Origin of the sequence: Marinilabilia rubra (assembly GCF_003121985.1) — a bacterium.
Classification (GTDB): domain Bacteria; phylum Bacteroidota; class Bacteroidia; order Bacteroidales; family Marinilabiliaceae; genus Marinilabilia; species Marinilabilia rubra.
Window position 1 is genome coordinate 19,050 of the sequence record NZ_QEWP01000015.1, and the last position, 19,494, is coordinate 38,543.

The following is a 19,494-nucleotide window of genomic DNA, read 5'->3' on the forward strand; positions in this document are numbered from 1 at the left end:
TCCCAAATGAATGGGTTCCTAAACCGTCACCATATTTCAGGTATATTGTCCTGTTTACTTAAGTTCAACTTCTGCTCCAGCTTCTTCTAATTGAGATTTAAGGCTTTCAGCTTCTTCTTTAGATACTTTTTCCTTAAGAGGAGCAGGTGCTTTGTCAACAAGTTCTTTTGCTTCTTTCAGGCCAACACCAGTCATTTCTTTAACCAGCTTTACGATAGCCAATTTAGAACCACCTGGTGAGTTCAAAATAACATCAAACTCAGTTTGTTCAGCAGCACCGCCTTCTTCACCACCGGCAGCACCACCAGCAACAGCAACAGCTGCAGCTGCAGGCTCAATGCCATATTCTTCCTTCAAAATTTCAGCAAGCTCGTTAACATCTTTCACAGTCAAATTTACTAATTCTTCTGCAAGTTTTTTAATATCTGCCATTGTCTTAGGTATTAAATAATTTCAATTTCAGTTTGTAAAAATTTATTCCTTTTCACTAAGGGTTTGAAGAATTCCGTGGATTTTAGTTCCGCCGGACTGCAAGGCTGAAATAACGTTCTTCGCAGGGGACTGCAGAAGAGAAATAACATCGCCAAGCAATTCTTCCTTCGACTTAATAGTAGTAAGTACTTCTAATTGATCACTGCCGAGATAAACGGATTCCTCAACATATGCTCCTTTCAATACGGGAAGCTCAGTTTTTTTCTGGAATTCTTTTATCAATTTGGCAGGAGCATTTCCTGTATTACAGAAAAGAACAGCAGAAGTACCTATAAAGGCTTCGTCCATGCCTTCAACCTCCTTGTCGCTCTGCTCAAGGGCCAATTTGAAGAGGGTATTCTTTACCATCATCATTTTAATGTCCTTCGCAAAGCAGGCGCGACGTAGATCACTGGTTTTACCGGCATCCAAACCAAGAGTATCTGTCACATAAAAATGACTGTACTCATTGAGTTTTTCCGATAGCTCTTTAATAAGTGCGCTTTTATCTGTTTTTTTCATGATTCCTAATACTCTTCAGTTAACATTAAAAATTAAACCTCAACCGATTTGGGTTCAACACGAATACCGGGACTCATGGTACTAGAAAGCGCGATGCTTTTAATGTAAGTACCTTTAGCAGCTGAAGGTTTCAGCTTAATAATATTACCTACAAATTCACGCACATTCTCAGCGAGCTTATCAGGGGAAAACGAGACTTTTCCAACAGTAGAATGGATAATACCATATTTATCTACTTTAAAGTCAATTTTACCTGCTTTAACTTCGCTTACAGCTTTTGCAATATCCATGGTAACAGTACCACTCTTGGGGTTAGGCATCAGACCACGAGGTCCGAGAATGCGTCCCAAGGCACCTACCTTAGCCATTACGCTGGGCATGGTGATGATAACATCAACGTCGGTCCATCCTTCTTTGATTTTATCAATATACTCATCCAAGCCAACATAATCAGCACCGGCAGCCTTTGCTTCCTCTTCCTTATCGGGAGTACAAAGTACCAAAACCTTAGTTTCTTTACCAGTACCATTAGGAAGGGTTACAACACCGCGCACCATTTGATTTGCTTTACGAGGGTCTACACCCAGACGTACGTCAATATCAACTGATGCATCAAACTTAGTATTGGTAACTTCCTTTACCAAGTTTGCAGCTTCTTCAATGGGATATTGCTTTCCGGCATCGATTTTTTCTAACGCTAACTTTCTATTCTTTGTTAGTTTTGTCATTGTTGCAAACGGATTTTAATTGTTAACCGGAAACTCACCATCTACGGTGATTCCCATACTTCTGGCAGTACCAGCAATCATCCTCATTGCAGAATCAACAGTAAAACAATTCAAGTCGCTCATTTTGTCCTCAGCAATGGCCTTAACCTGATCCCAGGATACTGAAGCCACCTTTTTACGGTTAGGTTCAGCTGAACCTGACTTCAATTTGGCCGATTCCAATAACTGCACAGCAGCCGGAGGAGTCTTTACTACAAAGTCAAATGATTTGTCTTTGTAAACTGTAATTACAACAGGTAAAACCTTACCGGCTTTTTCCTGAGTACGAGCATTGAATTGCTTACAGAATTCCATAATGTTCACACCTTTGGCACCCAATGCGGGTCCTACCGGTGGAGATGGATTTGCTGCGCCACCCTTAATCTGAAGTTTGATTAAAGTTTCTACTTCTTTAGCCATCGTAGCAATTCGTGTTGGTTATTAATAATCAGGATTAATCAAGAATAAGTTCCCTTTTCATCTGCAGAGGCAATTAAAACAATTGCCCTGGAAGCTCCGCTGCTCGATGAACAGTCCTATTCTTTTTCTACCTGTAAAAAGCTAAGTTCCAGGGGAGTTTTTCTTCCAAAAATCTTCACCATAACTTTCAACTTCCGCTTTTCTTCATTCACTTCTTCAATAACACCGTTAAAGCCATTAAATGGTCCATCAACAACTTTAACTGTCTCCCCAACATAAAACGGAATGTTGATTTCTTCTTCGTTCTCAGTCAACTCATCTACTTTACCAAGCATGCGATTGACTTCAGACTCACGCATTGGAACCGGACTATCGTCGCCGAGAAATCCAATTACGTGCGTAATATTTTTTAGAATATGAGGTATTTCTCCAACCAAAGCAGCCTCTATAAACACATAACCAGGATAAAAAGTTCGTTCTTTATTAATCTTTTTACCGTTACGTATTTGATAAACTTTTTCGGTGGGTATTAAAACCTGGCTAACATAGTCCTGAAGATCCCGGCTGGAAATCTCACTTTCAATAAATTCTTTGGCTTTTTTCTCTTTACCCGTGACAGCCCGGACTACATACCATTTTTTCTGAATTTCACTCATCGGAATAATTCCTTCTTCCTGTTTTTAATACAATTGCTGATAAACCCACTGCAAAACGTTGTCAAAAGAATAATCCATCACATAAACCACAGCAGCGATAATAACCGAAGCTACCATTACAACAATAGCACTGTTCTGCAGTTCTGACCAGGTTGGCCAGGAAGTTTTGTTTACTAGTTCATGATGAACATCCTGAAAATAGGCTTTTATCTTCTTCATATTCTATCTGGTGCTAATTTCTTTTCCCACATGGGAATTATATTTTGCACGGGAGGAGAGGCTCGAACTCCCGACACCTGGTTTTGGAGACCAGTGCTCTACCAACTGAGCTACACCCGTTTGTAAAGAAGGATGGAGAAATTCTCCATCCTTAATATAGTTGGGAATAAATTATTCCACGATTTCAGTTACCTGACCGGCACCTACAGTACGACCACCTTCGCGAATAGCGAAACGCAGACCTACGTTCAATGCTACAGGGTAAATCAGGTCAACAGTAATTGTTACGTTATCACCAGGCATTACCATTTCAGATCCTTCTGGAAGAGTGATCTCTCCGGTAACATCAAGAGTACGCAAGTAGAACTGAGGACGGTATTTATTATGGAAAGGAGTGTGACGTCCACCTTCTTCTTTTTTCAATACATAAACCTCAGCTTTAAACTTAGTGTGAGGAGTGATTGAACCAGGCTTAGCCAATACCATTCCACGCTTAATGTCTTTCTTGTCAACACCGCGAAGCAACAAACCTACGTTGTCACCAGCCTGACCATCATCAAGAATCTTACGGAACATCTCAACTCCGGTACATACAGTTTTCTTACCTTCTGCACCAAGACCAATCATTTCCATTTCGTCACCAGTATGAATCACACCAGTTTCGATACGACCAGTAGCAACAGTACCACGACCGGTAATTGAGAAAATATCCTCAACAGGCATCAAGAAGGGCTTCTCATTGTCACGCTCAGGAGTAGGAATCCACTCATCAACAGCGGCCATAAGTTCAATGATTTTCTCTTCCCACTTCTCATCGCCTTCCAATGCTCCAAGAGCAGAACCTTTGATAATGGGCACATTGTCTCCGTCAAATTCGTAAAAACCTAACAGATCACGTACTTCCATCTCAACAAGCTCAAGAAGCTCTTCGTCGTCAACCATATCAACTTTGTTCAGGAATACAACGATACTAGGAACGTTTACCTGACGAGCCAGAAGAATGTGTTCACGAGTCTGAGGCATGGGACCATCAGTACCGGCAACTACCAAAATAGCACCGTCCATCTGAGCAGCACCAGTTACCATGTTCTTAACATAGTCGGCGTGACCAGGACAGTCAACGTGAGCATAGTGACGGTTTTCAGTCTGATACTCTACGTGAGCAGTGTTAATTGTAATACCCCTTTCTTTCTCTTCAGGAGCATTGTCAATAGAATCAAATTCTTTGATTTCGGACCAACCTTTCTTTGCCAACACTTTTGTGATAGCAGCAGTCAGAGTAGTCTTACCATGGTCTACGTGACCAATGGTACCAATATTAACGTGAGGCTTCGTCCTTTGAAATGTTTCTTTAGCCATAACTCGAAATTATTAGACAATTAGATATAAATTGAAACCACTTATTTTTATACAAAATAAATATCAGCACAAAACGCTTTATCTGCTTGATTATCTAAATCAAAGAAATAAAAACGCCTTTTTTGGGGGCATAAAGATAAACATTTTCAGAGCAATATTCCACAAATCAATATTCTTTTTTTCCAAAAGATCAGCGCAATACCCCAATCAAAAATCAATTTTTTTGCTCTGAAAAATCTTCGCCCTTTCATTTTAATAGGCTGATTATTAACTATAATCAGCCTATTAAAACAATCTCCGGAGGCCTTAAACGCCACCGAAAACGGTGTGCAAATGTATAATATTTTTCAAATAGCACCAAAAAATGTCACATTCTTTTTTGACTATTTGGCTTTTAACTTTTCTTTTCGTTTAATCAACTGTTTTCTTAAAGCCTCGCAAGCCAAATCAACGGCTTCTTCAAATGTCTTATTTTGCTTTTTTGCAAAAAGATTACTTCCGGGAATATCCAATTGAACTTCAGCCAACTTGTTATCAGAACTCTCAGACTTATCCACTCGCAGAATAACTTCTGCAGTAATTATTTCATCCGAAAACTGATCCAGCTTGCCTACTTTCTGTTGAATAAATCCTTCAAGCCTTTCAGAGGCATCAAAATGCACCGATTGAATCGTAATATTCATAGACACTCCTCCAACTAATTTAAGCCCTTGGATGGGCTTGATTATAAATAGATGATAATTTCTCAAAAGTATTATGTGTGTAAACCTGGGTCGCATTAAGGTTAGCATGCCCAAGCAATTCTTTTATAGCGTTTATATCGGCTCCACGATTAAGCAATATGGTGGCATATGTATGTCTTAAAATATGCGGACTTTTTTTCGCTAATGTTGTCACACTTCTCAAATGCTTGTTTACAATCCTGTATACCAGTTTGTGATAAATGGCTTCTCCTTTATCGGTGAGAAAAAAACTCTTGGCTTTATTTTCTCCAAACTCTTGATTGCGCCTTAGCATATAATTTGAAACGCTGTTCAGGGTTGTTTGGTTCAGAGGCACAAGTCTCTCTTTGTTTCGTTTACCTAGCACCTTTACCAGACCACTCCCAAAATCAAAACTACGATCCTTTAAGGCAACCAATTCAGATAAACGAATACCGGTTCCATAAAACAAATCAATAATTGTGCGATCCCGAACCCCTGGGTAATCTTCACCAAAAGGAACATGATCTAACAATAAGTCCATTTCCTTTTCTTTAACAAAATCCGGAAGATTCTTGGATAATTTGGGAAGAATAACACCCTCAACAGGTGACGTTTCAATAACTTCTTCTCTCAAAAGATGCTTAAAATAGGCACGCAATGAAGCAATCTTACGATGAATAGATCTGGGTTTTAAGTTGTCGTAATGCAAAGCAACAACCCAATTTCTGATAAATCTGGTTTTCACCTCACGTTCATCCTTTACCCCCATCTCTTTCATGTATTCAGCAAACTGTTTCAAGTCCGCTTTATAGGCCACTACGGTGTGGTCGGAACTACGTTTTTCGAATTTGAGAAAATTTAAAAAAGAGTCGATATATAGCATAAAAAACGCCTGACTTTTCAACTAATGGTATTAACGAATATACGAAAAAACCTATGAAAAGTCAGGCGTTTTTTAAAAAGAATTTGTCTATTCAGTGTCTTCCTGTAGCTTCTGAATATATGCCGCTTTCTTCACTTCTTCCCTGCGCTCAACAGAGGGCTTGGTAAATGCCTGGCGACTACGAATTTCACGCATAGTTCCTGTTTTTTCAAACTTACGCTTAAACTTCTTCAGAGCTCTCTCAATATTTTCACCTTCTTTAATTGGTACTACGATCATAATTGTAGATTTAAGTATTTTCTAATTATTATTTTTTAAAAATCAAACTCCCCTTTTCACATGGGAATAAACATCGGGTTCAGGGTAAAAAATTTATCAACCTTTTAAAAAAGTCAACAACCTCCAATCTTTTAGAACGTTACACCTAAATAATTCAACTTTTCTCAGAAAAGCCGGTGCAAAGAAAAGGAAGATTATTGATTGAAGCAAGTTAATTTCCAATTTTCTATCACTAATTCTCTTAAAACGAAAAATATGGAAGGATTCTTTTTAATTCATTTCCATCAAAGGAGGCTAATTGCTCAAGAGTTTCAGGTTCCTCAAATGCCCCATTATTATTTCGATACTCAATAATATCACGAGCCTGATAAAAACTAATATATGGATGAGCTTTGAGCACTCTCAAAGAAGCTTCATTAATTTTAATTTTACGGAATGGCTCACCCTCTATTTCAAAATTTTCGCAAAGATCGTCAAAGAGCTCTTCTGAAATACCATAAACTTCTCTTATTTGATTTACAGAATAAAAACCACCCAATAAATTTCTGTAAGCCACTATGCGGCTGGAGTAAACCTCCCCAATGCCCCGAATCTGCCTAAAATCTTCTGGTGTTGCTGAATTTATTTCAACTTTTACAACTTCATGGTTAACATCGGTGCCTGGTTTGTCTGCATGGGATATATCCTGTTTTGCCTGGTTATACCTAAAATTTCGCGAATGAGATGGAGATGATTTAGAAGCTGGCTCTTCCCGGGAAATTGAAAAATGCACAAAAGGAGCCATCTGAACTAGAGCAATAGAATCGATACCATAAACTTTTCCAACATCAGATAAACTAGAAAAATGGCCTCCTGCCTCCAGGTATTTAATCCAATTTACTACCGCATAAGAAGAAAAGCCCATTTCATCTAATGCTGTAACATTTACTTTATTTGGATTAAAGTTTCCGGAGAAATGATATTGGCGAGTATCTTGTTGACTTTTAGCGGGTTCTTTGACTTCTTCAAATTCAATAAGGTCATTTATTTCAGCTTTTTCCACCCTTTGCGGAGGTTCATCCCAAATCCCCACCGACAATCTGACTATCAGTAAAATAAATATAAGAATAGTGAGCACTAAAATACCATACTGCTCTTTTCGGGTGAAGGCTAACCAATCTTTCCACATGATATGGTTTTTGGGAAGCAAGATAGAACATAACCTTCAAATAATCAAACCAAGATAAAAAGCTTTATCAAATCCAACCAAGTCCGTTTAAGAAAACAAGTGCTATAGCTATCGGGGCAATAAATTTGACTATAAACACAAAGCCCCGGTAGTACTTTGCCTTTTTCCCGTCAGCTTCAATCTCAGCACGGGTCAACTTTGATTGAAGAATCCATCCCACAAAAACAACGACCAACAGTCCACCTAAGGGCAGTAAAATATTTGAAGAGATATAATCAAAAGCACCAAAAACAGAACCATTTAATGCACATAAAACAGCCAGAATGGACATAATCCCAGCAGCAATCCAGGTTCCTTTTTTGCGGGGAAGCTTGAGTTCCTCGGTAAAATAAGCTACCACCACTTCCAGCAGCGAAATGGAAGAAGTAAAAGCAGCAATGGAAAGCAATACAAAAAACATAAGACCGAATAAATACCCTCCGGCCATTTGGTTAAAAATATTGGGCAATGTTACAAAAACTAACCCCGGCCCCTGATTGGGAGCCATGTCAAACGCGAAAGCTGCCGGAAAAATTGCAACTCCAGCTAAAACAGCAATGCCGGTATCTGCAAGAGAAACAGAAAGAGCGGTCCCTCCCAGGCTTTCAGTTTTCTTTATATAAGATCCGTAAGTAACAATCACACCCATCCCGATACTTAAGGAGAAAAACGCTTGTCCCAAAGCTTCAAGGACCACATCGGGGGTGATTTTTGAGAAATCGGGATTAAAAAGAAAGTCCAATCCTGCAGAAGCGCCTTCCAAAGTAACAGAACGAACATTAAGTATTAAAATTATCAGCAACAATAAAGGCATCAATATTTTAGTATACTTTTCAATGCCTTTCTCAACACCTGAACGAACAATGAAAGCTGTTCCTCCCATGAATAACAGAGTCCAAAAGATAGACATTCCTTTAGAGGATTGTACGCCCTCAAAAACAGCTATCATTTCATCGGGGGTATTACCTGCCAATGCGTTGGTTATTGAAAGATAAACATAGTGAAGTGTCCAACCTGCAACCACCGAATAGAATGCCAAAATAAGGAATGCAGCACCAACTCCCATCACACCAATCATATACCAATGCTGACCCGGAGCCAGTTTGCGAAACGCCCCAAAAACATTTTTTTGAGCGCTGCGTCCAATCAACAGTTCGGAAATCATCACCGGAACTCCAATTAAAAGCACAAAAGCAAGGTAAATCAAAAGAAAAGCCCCACCACCATTTTCACCTAAAACATAAGGAAATCTCCAGATATTTCCCAAACCAATGGCTGAACCTGCGGCAGCAGCGATAATTCCGAACTTTCCGGAAAAACTATCTCTTGATGGTGTATTGGATTGCATAGTATTTAAGTGGTTTTAGCAAATAGTAAATCTGATTAATAAACATCTGTAAATCACAGAAAAAACATCACATACTACAAATTGGAACTGAAAACTGTGATGTAATTTCAGGCAAGATTAGAGTATTAAAAAAACCCCCACGCAAAAGGTGGGGGGTTGAAAATAATGTCTGTAAAAGAAATTTCTACAATACATCAACGCAATTAAGGGCTTTGAAAGCAAGACCAAGACGCTTAGCCATAGCTTCTTCTCCGGATCTGAGCCATTTACGTGGATCGTAGTATTTTTTATTTGGCTTATCATCACCATCCGGATTACCAATCTGAGCCTGCAGGTAGTCATGGTTTTTAGCTTCGTATTCCCGAATGCCATCCCAGAATGCCCACTGAGTATCCGTATCAATATTCATTTTGATTACGCCATAGCTAACAGCCTCCTGAATCTCGGCATCAGAAGAACCTGAACCACCATGGAATACAAAGTTTACAGGTTTGCTTTCAGTTCCGAATTTCTCAGAAATAAAATCCTGAGATTTCTTCAGAATGTCGGGGCGCAATACAACGTTACCTGGCTTGTAAACACCATGAACATTACCAAATGAAGCAGCAATGGTGAAGTTAGGAGAAACTTTCTTCAACTCTTCATATGCAAAAGCAACTTCTTCCGGCTGCGTATAAAGCAGAGAGTTGTCAACATTAGTATTGTCAACACCATCTTCTTCTCCACCGGTAATACCAAGCTCTATTTCAAGAGTCATATCGATTTTGCTCATTCTTTCAAGATACTTTTTGCAAATATCGATGTTTTCCTGAAGAGGCTCTTCTGAAAGGTCAAGCATATGAGAACTAAACAAAGGCTTGCCAGTTTCTTTGTAATATTTTTCACCTTCGTCAAGCAACCCGTCAATCCAGGGCAACAATTTTTTAGCAGCATGGTCGGTATGCAGAATTACAGGTACGCCATAAGATTCAGCCAACATATGAACATGCTTGGCTGCAGCTACAGCACCTTTAATAGCCAGTTCCTGTCCTTCACCGCTAGCACCTTTTCCTGCATAGAAAGAAGCACCACCATTAGACAACTGGATAATAACAGGAGCCTTGGCAACTTTTGCAGCTTCCATAACAGCATTAGCAGAATTGGAACCAACAATATTTACCGCTGGCATAGCAAATTCGTTCTCACGTGCTACACGAAAAATTTCCTGAAGATCTTTTCCTGCAGCAACGCCTGGCTTTACAACATCCAAAATTCTTTCTTTCATAATCACTTTTATTTGATGAGATGTAAAATTAAAGACTTGTTAATTCGATCAAAGATTTGTATTAAAATGTAATTATATAACACAAAGTCAATTACAAATCCGTGCAAATTTAAAAATAAAATAGGAAAAAAAGCAACAGTAAAGTAAAATCCACTTTCAGTCTGGTTTCAAGTCAAGTATAGAATGTCGGGTAAGCCGCCGCTATTTTACAGCTTGTGTAAAACAACAAAAAAGTAAGCATAGCCGTAGCTACGTGAGTCTTTTTTTTGAGAAGCACAAGTTAGAAAGAGCAAGGCTTGGGCCGTCAGACTATACTTGACTTGACACTAGAAGGGATAACCTATAGCGAAGTTAAAACCAACATCTTCCCAAGTCCAGGGTCTGTTAACCGGAATCCACCTCTCATCCTTCGGCAATGAGGGATCATGGGTTTTTAATCCCATATCAAATCTGAATATAAAATATTTGAAGTCGAATCGGGTCCCAACCCCGGTGCCCACAGCTAATTCTTCATAAAAACGGTCAGGTTTAAACAAACCACCTTCCGGACTGGAGCTTTCTTTTATACTCCAGATATTGCCGACATCAAGAAACAAAGCACCCTCCAGTATCCAGAATAACTTAAACCGATATTCAAGGTTAAATTCCAGTTTTATATCTGCGGTCTGATTATAAAATCCAAAACCTTCATCTGAGTAACTGCCGGGACCAAGTCCTCTAACCGGCCAGGCACGTATGCTGTTGGCCCCACCAGAGAAATACCTCTTTTCAAAAGGCAGAACATCAAGATTACCATAGGGTAAACCCACACCAGCGAATAAACGCCAAACAAGTGAAGTGTAATTATCCAGGCGGTTATGATACCGCAGATCTACATCAGATTTTAAATACTGGGCATATCTGATTCCTAATAATTCATCATAATCTTTGTCTGTATTGTTATCCCACAAAGGGGAAGCCAGAGACAATAAATTTCCTGCTGACTCCACATTTGCCCTGAGATACCAGAAATCCGAATTAGTTCCCAATGTTTGCTGATTAAATAAAAAGGAATAATTCATATTCACAATCAGGTGATCCTCGTAGGTAAATTTTAAAAAAGTATCGCTGATTTGATCTCTAAATTGCGAACTGATCTCAGGAATGCTTACAAAGTTAAATTCAACCGGATAAAAGGCATGACTTATATACCTGGAAGATCGCCAATTATACCCCATCCTTGCATTAGCAATGGTCCGTGTATAATCCGGTCGTCGCTGAAAATTATAGGCCAGAGAAATATTGGTCTTAGGATTATACCTCTGTCTGAACTCCTTAATGCTCAACGGAATCCAAAATATTGGAACAACAATTGATGCTTCAGCCCCAAGCTCCAGCGTGTTAAATTCCTCAGTTGAAGACCTTACAAACTGGTTTTGTCGTGCAAGGCGAGTATTCAATGTAAAAAACTCCCCCCCCCGGAGTAAATTCTTGTGCTGATAAGTAAAATTGCCGGCTGCTCCCATGTTTCCGGAAGAATTGGTCCCCTCAATGTCAATCGAAAAGGACTGGTCCTTTCCGGGTGAAAGGCGGATAACACAATCAAGAAGAGGTTGACCAGAATCATTGATTTCACCGGTTTCCCGAAACCGGATATTAATATACTTAAAAAGACGAAGCCCGCTAAGGAGTTGATGCGTGCGGCTCACTAACCTGGAATTGTACAAATCTCCTGAATGAATATAACTTGAGTTAGTCAGCAACTGTGGCTTGAAAGACAATTCTTCCTCGTAGATAATATAGGCTCCGCTGTAACGAAGAGTATCAAATTCACTGGCTAAAGATCCCGAGTCTTCTTCAAGCAGATTGTCGGTTCCAATGCCGACATGAAACAACACATCGCGTATACGAAAACGGCGATGATGCTTAAGCCCGGTAACATCCTCGGGAGTCATAACCATTAAAGAATCCTTAACCTGATGTTCTCCTACAGTGGTATCAGACAGATAATAAATGTATTCCTCGGAAAAATTATAAAAGCCCTTACTCCTAAGGTTTTCTGTAATTCGCTCACGCTCCTGCTCATGGATTTCAAGGGTAAATGGCCGACCATCCTTTAAAAGGGTCTTGGTTGTATCTGCCATAATCTCGCCATAAACGCTATCATCCTCAATGCCATACCCCAGGTCTTTGAGATAATATCGGGGGCCGGGGGCTATCGTATAGACAACTTTGGCTTTCTTTTTTCCCGAATAAATAATGGTATCAGATACAGAGGGCTGAAAATATCCTTTATTTTGAAGGAACAACGACATTTGCTGAGAAGACTGAGCCACTAAAAAGGAATCAAAAACCACCGGTTCTTCCCCAATACTTCTCAACCATTTGTTTATTCCCTTTTCATCATCACGGCCGGATAAGTTATAAAGTCCAAGGTAGAATTTCCAAAAGCCCAATATCTTAGTATTCTCATGTTGCCGGATATAAGGCCTCAATTGTTCCTTACTTATATCAGCACCTTTATTTCTGATTCTAACATTGGAGAGTAAGTAATCATCATCGGGAACAAACCTGGTGGAAGAGCAGGCACTCAAAAACAAAAGCACCGCGATAAGCAGTCCCACAAAGACTTTTTGTAAGTATTTTAATATATAATTTCTCAAAACATTCACTATATACAAACAAATTCAGATGGGTTCTTTATGCAAAGAAACCAAATATATCGGTTATAATTATAATTTTGCAACCAAAGACAAAGCCAAAATGGTTGGAAAATCGAAAAAAAAACTCATTGCCTCGCTTTCGCAAAAAAAATATCGCGACAAGCATGGTCTTTTCGTTGCGGAGGGCCCCAAACTGGTAAACGACCTGCTTGATTCAGGATTATCTCCGGAATTTATAATATGTACAGAAAAAAATATCATCCTCAATTCCCGATTTCATGGAGTTGCAGAATTATCCGAAGCATCAGAAATTCGAAAAATAAGTTTCCTTAAAACGCCCCAAAACATCCTATGTGTGTTCCAAAAGCCGGAAACATCATTCACTTTTGGCGATCATTCTCAATCAATGAGTTTGTGCCTTGACGGCATTCAGGACCCCGGAAATATGGGCACAATCCTGAGATTAGCCGACTGGTTTGGAATTTCTTCCATCATCTGCAGCCCGGATACTGTGGATGTTTTTAATCCAAAAGTTGTTCAGGCTTCCATGGGGGCACTCGGCCGGGTAAATTTGCATTATACACCAATGGCTGAATTCTGCAAAAAATCCGCTCAAGAGCTTAACCTTCCTGTATTCGGAACTTTTATGAACGGCGAGAACATCTACAAAAGTGACCTCCCATCAAAAGGACTCATCATATTGGGAAATGAGGGGAAAGGCATTCGTCCGGAAACCGAGCAGTACATAACCAGGAAACTGACAATTCCGAGGTTCCCTAAAGGCAACAATTCTTCCGGGATGGAATCGTTGAATGTTGGTGTGGCGGCAGCTATAGTTTGCTCCGAATTTAAGCGGTCTATTTTGTCTTAACCGCAAGGGCTACTTTCTCAGCACACCTCTCTCCGTCCAGGGCTGAGGAGGCAATTCCACCGGCATAGCCAGCCCCTTCCCCACACGGATACAAACGACGGATGCGTATGTGCTCCAAAGATATTTTATCGCGTGGAATTCTTACAGGGGAAGATGTTCTTGATTCCGTACCGAGTATAATTGCATCTTCATCCAGGAAACCTTTTGCCCATTTTCCAAATTGCAGAAAACCTTCCTGAAGTCTCGTGGTAATATGCTCAGGTAAAATAAAATGCAACGGTGCCGAAACCGTTCCGGGAACATAGGAACACCCGGGAAGATCGAAAGAGAGACAACCATCCACAAAATCGACCAGCCGCTGGGCCGGAGCAATTACTCCCTGTCCCCCGTTAAGAAAGCAAAGACGCTCTATTTCCTGTTGATATTTCAGCCCTGCAACTGGTCCCAGTTTTTCATAGTCCGGAACGTCTTCAGGCCTCATTTCAACGACCATTCCACTATTGGCAAAAGGCGAATTTCTTTTGGAAGGCGACATCCCATTCACTACCATTTCGTCGGCACTTGTCATCGCAGGAACAATAAACCCACCCGGACACATGCAAAACGAATAAACACCACGATCCTCTGCCTGATGAGAAAAACTGTAGGAAGCAGCCGGCAGATACTGTCCCCTGCCATCGGGAGAATGATATTGAATCTGATCGATCAATTCCTGAGGATGCTCCACCCTGACCCCCATGGCCCAGGTTTTGGCTTCAAGCTCTATCCCTTTATCATTCAAAAGATAATAAATATCCTTTGCAGAGTGCCCGGTAGCCAGTATTACGGCTTCTGCTGATATGCGGGTTCCATCTCCGGTAATAACACCGGTGATTTCATCTCCTTTAAGGATTAAATCCACCACTTTTGAATTGAACTGAAAAACTCCCCCTGCTGAAGTAATCGTCTTTCTGATGTTTTGGATAACGCCGGGCAAGCGATCTGTGCCGATATGGGGATGTGAATCAATCAAAACATCTTCGGAAGCACCATGAAAATGGAGGATTTCCAGAAAGTTCTTAAAATCTCCACGTTTTTTACTCCTTGTATAAAGTTTTCCATCAGAGAAAGTTCCTGCTCCCCCTTCTCCGAATGCATAATTGGAATCTTCGTCAAGTTGCTCATTCCGGTTCAACAGAGCAATGTCTTTTTTCCGGTCACTGACCTCTTTTCCCCGTTCCAGAATAATTGGTTTTAAACCTAACTCCACAAGTTTCAGGGCTGCAAACAACCCTCCCGGTCCGGCCCCTACCACAATAACTTCGGGAGCATTTGAAACATCGGGCCAATGAAAACTTTTAGGTTTTACCGGTTCCGGCTTTTCGTTGATCCAAACATCTACATGGAGTTGCACCATCACCTGCTTCTGCCGGGCATCGATGGATCTGCGATGAACCCTGACACCCATGATTTTTGAAGGAGAAACCTTCATTTTGCGGGCGACAAATTTCTTATAGTTTTCTTCGCGTGACGCCTGTTCGGGCGTAAGTCGTAAAGCTACTTGTTGCTTCATTATTCAAAATAAAAAGTAAAAACAAACAGTCGGGATGTCAGCCGGTCAATAACATCTGTGTACATAACATCCTCTGGTTCTCCGGTCCCTGAAGGATCCAAAACATTTCGCAAACCTACTGAAAGTTTTGCTTCTGTTGAAAGTCTGAAATAATTCAGATACATATCAAGTCCGGCTCCCACTTCCAGATAGAGATCCGCAGAAGTAAGATTTAGTCCGTCATTTTCGGACTTAGCCAGATCAACCCTTGGGTTAATTCCGCCCACCACATAAGGTTTCAGGTTAGTCATTCGAGACCCGCTGAATTTCAATAAAAGAGGAAACTCCAAAAAAGTGGATTTGATTTCCAAAAGCCCTGCATCTTTTTCGCCATCCTGAATGTACCAAAGATCCCGTTGTCCGAAACTGATACCGGGCAGAAACCTGAGATTAAAATTCTTATTAAGACGCAGGCTGGTTACAATGCCAATATTGACCCCGGGGTTCAGATTTACAACTTCGGCATAACGGTTCTCCATTCCTTCCGGACGATCAGCAGGAGCCTTATGATACACTCTGAAATCCATCGTATTTAAACCAATCAGGAACCCAAAGTGCAAAGGACGATAATCAAATGCAGGAAGGTTGGGCACCTTCTTTTTGTCGGTGGCCTGGGAAAACCCGGGAGTCTGAATTATCAACAAAAGAATAAGCAAATATAGTAGTCGCAAGGGCATATTATTTTTGAGCCTAACGCAAAACGAGGTCACTTTATTGCCATTATGGCTTTGTGGAAACATAAATAGTTGCAATCCCAAAAGTTTGAGGTAAAGATGCTTGGGGTTGAAGTCCGGCTCTCCTTAATTTTTCTTCAAATTCTTTTCCCTCGGGAAATTGAAGAACAGAAGCAGGCAAATAAGCATAAGCCTCTTTATCTTTGGAGATTAATCCTCCCCACCAGGGCAATATTTTGGTGAAATAAAAATGATACAACTGTTTAAACGGGAATTTCTTCGGTTTCGAAAATTCCAGAACCACCAGACGTCCTCCAGGACGGAGAACACGGTGCATTTCTTCGAGTCCTTTGCTAAGATTCTCAAAGTTTCTTACCCCAAAAGCCACGGTAATGGCATCAAAAAAATCATCTTCGAAAGGCAGGTTTTCTGAATCTCCCTGCCGCAACTGCACCGTCATATGCAATTTTTTCCTAAAGATTTTTTCTTTGGCAAACGCCAGCATTTCGTTTGAAAGATCGAGCCCATAAACAGCAACAGGATCAATTTTGCAAATCTCAACAGCCAAATCTCCGGTTCCTGTAGCCACATCCAGCACCATGGGGCCTTTAAGCTCCTTAAGCTGTTTGACAACATTTCTTCGCCAGATTTTATCAATGCCAAATGAAAGTAATCGATTCAAAAGATCGTAGCGGGGTGCAATGCGGTCAAACATTGATTGAACCTGATCTTTCTTACTTCCTTCCAGAGTATTATAAGGTTTTACCATTTTCAGGGATAATTTTGTTCAAAAATACAAAGGTTTTACGAAATAATAGATCATCAGATTTTTTGATTTAATATTTTAGCTGTTTACTTTTCAAGAAAAGCAACCTTGTAACCCATAAATCTTTAGAAAAACAATAACAACCTGCGCAAACGGGTGGTTGAATGAGCAAGTTTATTATTTCCATTAAAAAACAATAGATCGTTAGATTTTTAGACATAAGATATAAGATGAATCGTATGATATTGAAAATCTGCATCTTATCACAAATAATCGTTTAAATATAAATAGCTGACTACAAGTGCCTTATAAAAGTTTAACGGAGTATTGAAAAAAGGGTTGATGAAAAAAGCACCAACCCATTCAAATAATTCTATAAATAGTGTTTGCAAGAAAACGACAATTGCTGCCCCGAAGGGTTGGGGTAAACTCAATGCTTGCCTTCAAAACAGTCATCCCGAAGCATCGGGACTCCTGATTTTCAGACATCGCATCCCGAAGCTTCGGGATTGCACTTGACGCCTTCTTGCAAACACAGATGAAAAACATGAGTTTTCTTGCTGGCCCTAAATAGAAAAACAAATCAGACTTTTCCTTCAGCCCACCATCTCAGTCGATTCTCAAATTTTGTTTTCATCTCATCAATGTAGCCGTAAGATTCATCATCCACTCTTATTTCTCCCTTAGTAACATGACCAAGAATCGAGAAAGGCATCTCTTTTTCAACCATGAAGTCAACAAAATCATCCTGCTTCTCGGGGGAGACAGAAACAATAACGCGCCCTTGTGACTCACCAAAAAGGAAAGCATCTTTTCTTATTTCGGCATCCGAAGTAATGTCAAAACCATAATCTAAAGGAATGCTGCTTTCTAACAATGTAAAAAAGAGGCCTCCGTTGGAAACATCATGAATAGATCTCACCAATTTCTGATCAACCATACCATTAATAACTCCGTATAGTTTTTTCTCTTCTTCCAGATTAAAGTATGGAGGCAAAGACTTATGAATATCGTGAACCACAGATAGATATTCCGAACCATTCAGATCGTCACGGGAACGTCCGATCAGGAATATCATATCACCTTTATGCTTAAAAGAGAGCGTGGTGTGTTTCTCTACATCATTAATAACTCCCACTACCCCAATCACAGGAGAAGCCACGACAGGTTCTATTTTTCCGTCCACCGACCTTTGATTGTAAAAACTGACATTTCCGCTTACCACCGGAATGTCGAAGAACTTACATGCATCAGCCAGACCTTTTACAGAATCTACAAAATCGGAATAAGCTTCGGGGTCATAAGGGTTGCCAAAGTTCAGACAATCTGAAACAGCCAGTGGTGTACCTCCACCGCATACAATATTGCGCATGGCCTCTGCCAAAGAGACTCTTGCACCATTGTACGGATCAGAAGTAAAATAAGAAGGATTGCTGTCCAACGTTGCCAGAAGCGCTTTTTTATCCTCGCCTAATTCAATGATGCCTGCATCAGAAGGGAACTTAGTGCTTGCAGCTTCGCGTCTCAAAGTTTTAGAAAACTTCTTGGTCAGCCATTTTTTGGAGGTTACATTCAGCGATTTCAGCATTTTTTCAACTACTGCCGGGTAATGATCGGGTTCGGGAAGCTCTTCAACGTTAATGCTATCCGGAAGCTTTCGTTCTTCCACCCTTTCGCGCTCATATACAGGTCCTAACTCTGCAAGACCAAGATATTTTACAGGGAACTCCACATCAGCATCTCCGTTTCGACCACATTTTAATATTTTGGAATCATTGACTTTCCCGACAATTCCCATGGTAAGATTACCAGCCTCTGCCACCTTGCGAATTTCAGCCTCATTTTCAGGAGTAAAACAAACGAGCATTCGCCCCCATGTTTCTGATATTAAGATCTCCCGAAGCGACATGTCCTTTTCACGCAAAGGCACCTCATCAGCATTAAACTCAACACCGCTGTTGCCTCGGGCTGCCATTTCGGTAAGAGCACCAACAATTCCCTGAGCACCAATGGTCTGAACCCCTACCAACAGGTTCTGGTCAATAAGTTTTCTGAGAACCTTGTACAAATGCTTTTCAGATTCAATGTTGCGCATTTGATTGGCAGAAATACTCTTAGTCTCATTGTCCGAAATCATATCGGCAACAAAAGCCTCCCCATCAATACCGTCTTTACCGGTAGGAACACCTATTACAGCCACCAGGTTACCGTCGCCTTTGGCAACAGCCGAAACCAGCTCATCTTTCCTGGCAACGCCAATGGACATGGTATTAACAATAGGATTTGTATTGAATGCATCACTAAAAAAGACCTCGCCTCCGATTACAGGAATCCCAAACCCTTTTTCAAAATCAGCAATTCCCTCGACTACTTCATCAAAAAGCCAGCGGGCAGTATCACGGTCAGAGTTTCCAAACCTTAAAGAGTTGAGCAATGCCACTGGTTTGGCCCCCAATGAAAAAATATCGCGGTTCACCACACGCATACCCGTTGATGCGCCCAACCGGGGCTGAACGGCACAGGGATGGTTGTGGGATTCCAGTTTAAAAACAGCCACCTGTCCATCACCAATATCTACAACACCGGCACTTTCCTGACCGGCTTCAACCAACACATGCTCGCCTTTACGAGGTAAGAGTTCTAGCCACTTTCTGGAGTTTTTGTAACTGGCGTGTTCTGACCAAAGGAGCGAGAAGAGCTCCAATTCTAATTTATTGGGCACGCGTCCCAATATGGTCTGAATTTTTTCATATTCGTCTGATGTCATATTCAATATTTCGACATCTTCTATTGTGGAAAGGTCTTCATTATTCATAACACGTCTATTTTAGAATGTCAAACAAGCAACTTA

The 19,494-nt window shown here is 40.6% G+C and carries 19 protein-coding genes and 1 tRNA gene; 1 reads left to right on the plus strand and 19 read right to left on the minus strand.

Annotation, left to right across the window (positions count from 1 at the left end):
- Positions 1-54: 54 nt before the first annotated feature.
- The 15 genes from rplL to tamL all read right to left on the minus strand — a co-directional run bounded on the left by rplL (position 55) and on the right by tamL (position 12,741).
- Positions 55-432, minus strand: coding sequence for a 50S ribosomal protein L7/L12 (rplL, locus tag DDZ16_RS15630; RefSeq protein WP_109265427.1), 378 nt, complete (start codon positions 430-432; stop codon positions 55-57).
- Between the two features lie 42 nt (positions 433-474).
- Positions 475-993: a 50S ribosomal protein L10 gene (gene rplJ, locus DDZ16_RS15635; RefSeq protein ID WP_109265428.1), complete on the minus strand. Its 519-nt coding sequence runs from the start codon at positions 991-993 to the stop codon at positions 475-477.
- Positions 994-1,025: 32 nt separating this feature from the next.
- A complete protein-coding gene (gene rplA, locus DDZ16_RS15640; RefSeq protein ID WP_109265429.1) occupies positions 1,026-1,721 on the minus strand; it encodes a 50S ribosomal protein L1 in 696 nt (231 codons plus the stop codon).
- Between the two features lie 15 nt (positions 1,722-1,736).
- Positions 1,737-2,180 carry a 50S ribosomal protein L11 gene (gene rplK / locus DDZ16_RS15645; RefSeq protein ID WP_109265430.1) on the minus strand — a complete coding sequence of 148 codons (444 nt, stop codon included), beginning with the start codon at positions 2,178-2,180 and terminating at the stop codon, positions 1,737-1,739.
- 116 nt (positions 2,181-2,296) lie between these two features.
- Positions 2,297-2,836 (minus strand): transcription termination/antitermination protein NusG, encoded by a 540-nt coding sequence (nusG, locus tag DDZ16_RS15650; protein WP_109265431.1) that lies wholly within the window; start codon positions 2,834-2,836, stop codon positions 2,297-2,299.
- 24 nt (positions 2,837-2,860) lie between these two features.
- Positions 2,861-3,055 (minus strand): preprotein translocase subunit SecE, encoded by a 195-nt coding sequence (gene secE, locus DDZ16_RS15655; protein ID WP_109265432.1) that lies wholly within the window; start codon positions 3,053-3,055, stop codon positions 2,861-2,863.
- Between the two features lie 47 nt (positions 3,056-3,102).
- Positions 3,103-3,175 (minus strand) — tRNA-Trp (locus DDZ16_RS15660).
- Positions 3,176-3,226: 51 nt separating this feature from the next.
- Entirely contained in the window at positions 3,227-4,414 is a 1,188-nt protein-coding gene (gene tuf, locus DDZ16_RS15665) for an elongation factor Tu (protein ID WP_109265433.1), read from the minus strand.
- A gap of 383 nt (positions 4,415-4,797) precedes the next feature.
- Positions 4,798-5,097 carry a ribosome hibernation-promoting factor, HPF/YfiA family gene (hpf, locus tag DDZ16_RS15670; protein WP_109265434.1) on the minus strand — a complete coding sequence of 100 codons (300 nt, stop codon included), beginning with the start codon at positions 5,095-5,097 and terminating at the stop codon, positions 4,798-4,800.
- A gap of 19 nt (positions 5,098-5,116) precedes the next feature.
- Positions 5,117-6,001, minus strand: a complete 885-nt coding sequence (locus DDZ16_RS15675) for a tyrosine-type recombinase/integrase (protein ID WP_109265435.1) — start codon at positions 5,999-6,001, stop codon at positions 5,117-5,119.
- An 87-nt stretch (positions 6,002-6,088) separates the two neighbouring features.
- Positions 6,089-6,280 (minus strand): 30S ribosomal protein S21, encoded by a 192-nt coding sequence (gene rpsU, locus DDZ16_RS15680; RefSeq protein WP_109265436.1) that lies wholly within the window; start codon positions 6,278-6,280, stop codon positions 6,089-6,091.
- A 241-nt stretch (positions 6,281-6,521) separates the two neighbouring features.
- Entirely contained in the window at positions 6,522-7,448 is a 927-nt protein-coding gene (locus tag DDZ16_RS15685) for a helix-hairpin-helix domain-containing protein (protein ID WP_109265437.1), read from the minus strand.
- A 67-nt stretch (positions 7,449-7,515) separates the two neighbouring features.
- The gene (locus DDZ16_RS15690) at positions 7,516-8,835 is read right to left on the minus strand and encodes a sodium-dependent transporter (RefSeq protein ID WP_109265438.1); all 1,320 of its coding nucleotides are present in this window, start codon (positions 8,833-8,835) and stop codon (positions 7,516-7,518) included.
- Between the two features lie 184 nt (positions 8,836-9,019).
- Positions 9,020-10,099 (minus strand): class II fructose-bisphosphate aldolase, encoded by a 1,080-nt coding sequence (gene fbaA, locus DDZ16_RS15695; RefSeq protein WP_109265439.1) that lies wholly within the window; start codon positions 10,097-10,099, stop codon positions 9,020-9,022.
- Between the two features lie 326 nt (positions 10,100-10,425).
- Positions 10,426-12,741, minus strand: a complete 2,316-nt coding sequence (gene tamL / locus DDZ16_RS15700) for a translocation and assembly module lipoprotein TamL (RefSeq protein ID WP_232526759.1) — start codon at positions 12,739-12,741, stop codon at positions 10,426-10,428.
- Positions 12,742-12,769: 28 nt separating this feature from the next.
- On the opposite strand from tamL, the gene DDZ16_RS15705 reads away from it, so the two are divergent.
- Positions 12,770-13,612: a TrmH family RNA methyltransferase gene (locus DDZ16_RS15705; protein WP_232526761.1), complete on the plus strand. Its 843-nt coding sequence runs from the start codon at positions 12,770-12,772 to the stop codon at positions 13,610-13,612.
- On the opposite strand, the gene DDZ16_RS15710 is transcribed toward DDZ16_RS15705, so the two are convergent.
- The 4 genes from DDZ16_RS15710 to purL form a co-directional block, all read right to left on the minus strand.
- Complete coding sequence (locus DDZ16_RS15710) at positions 13,599-15,164, minus strand: NAD(P)/FAD-dependent oxidoreductase (RefSeq protein ID WP_109265440.1); 1,566 nt, start codon at positions 15,162-15,164, stop codon at positions 13,599-13,601. The genes DDZ16_RS15705 and DDZ16_RS15710 overlap by 14 nt on opposite strands.
- Entirely contained in the window at positions 15,164-15,874 is a 711-nt protein-coding gene (gene porT / locus DDZ16_RS15715; protein WP_449405533.1) for a type IX secretion/gliding motility protein PorT/SprT, read from the minus strand. The genes DDZ16_RS15710 and porT overlap by 1 nt, the downstream gene beginning before the upstream one ends.
- Positions 15,875-15,923: 49 nt before the next feature.
- On the minus strand, positions 15,924-16,646 hold the full coding sequence (gene ubiE, locus DDZ16_RS15720; RefSeq protein WP_109265442.1) for a bifunctional demethylmenaquinone methyltransferase/2-methoxy-6-polyprenyl-1,4-benzoquinol methylase UbiE: 723 nt from the start codon (positions 16,644-16,646) through the stop codon (positions 15,924-15,926).
- A 580-nt stretch (positions 16,647-17,226) separates the two neighbouring features.
- Positions 17,227-19,458 (minus strand): phosphoribosylformylglycinamidine synthase subunit PurL, encoded by a 2,232-nt coding sequence (gene purL, locus DDZ16_RS15725; RefSeq protein WP_109265443.1) that lies wholly within the window; start codon positions 19,456-19,458, stop codon positions 17,227-17,229.
- Between the last annotated feature and the right edge of the window lie 36 nt (positions 19,459-19,494).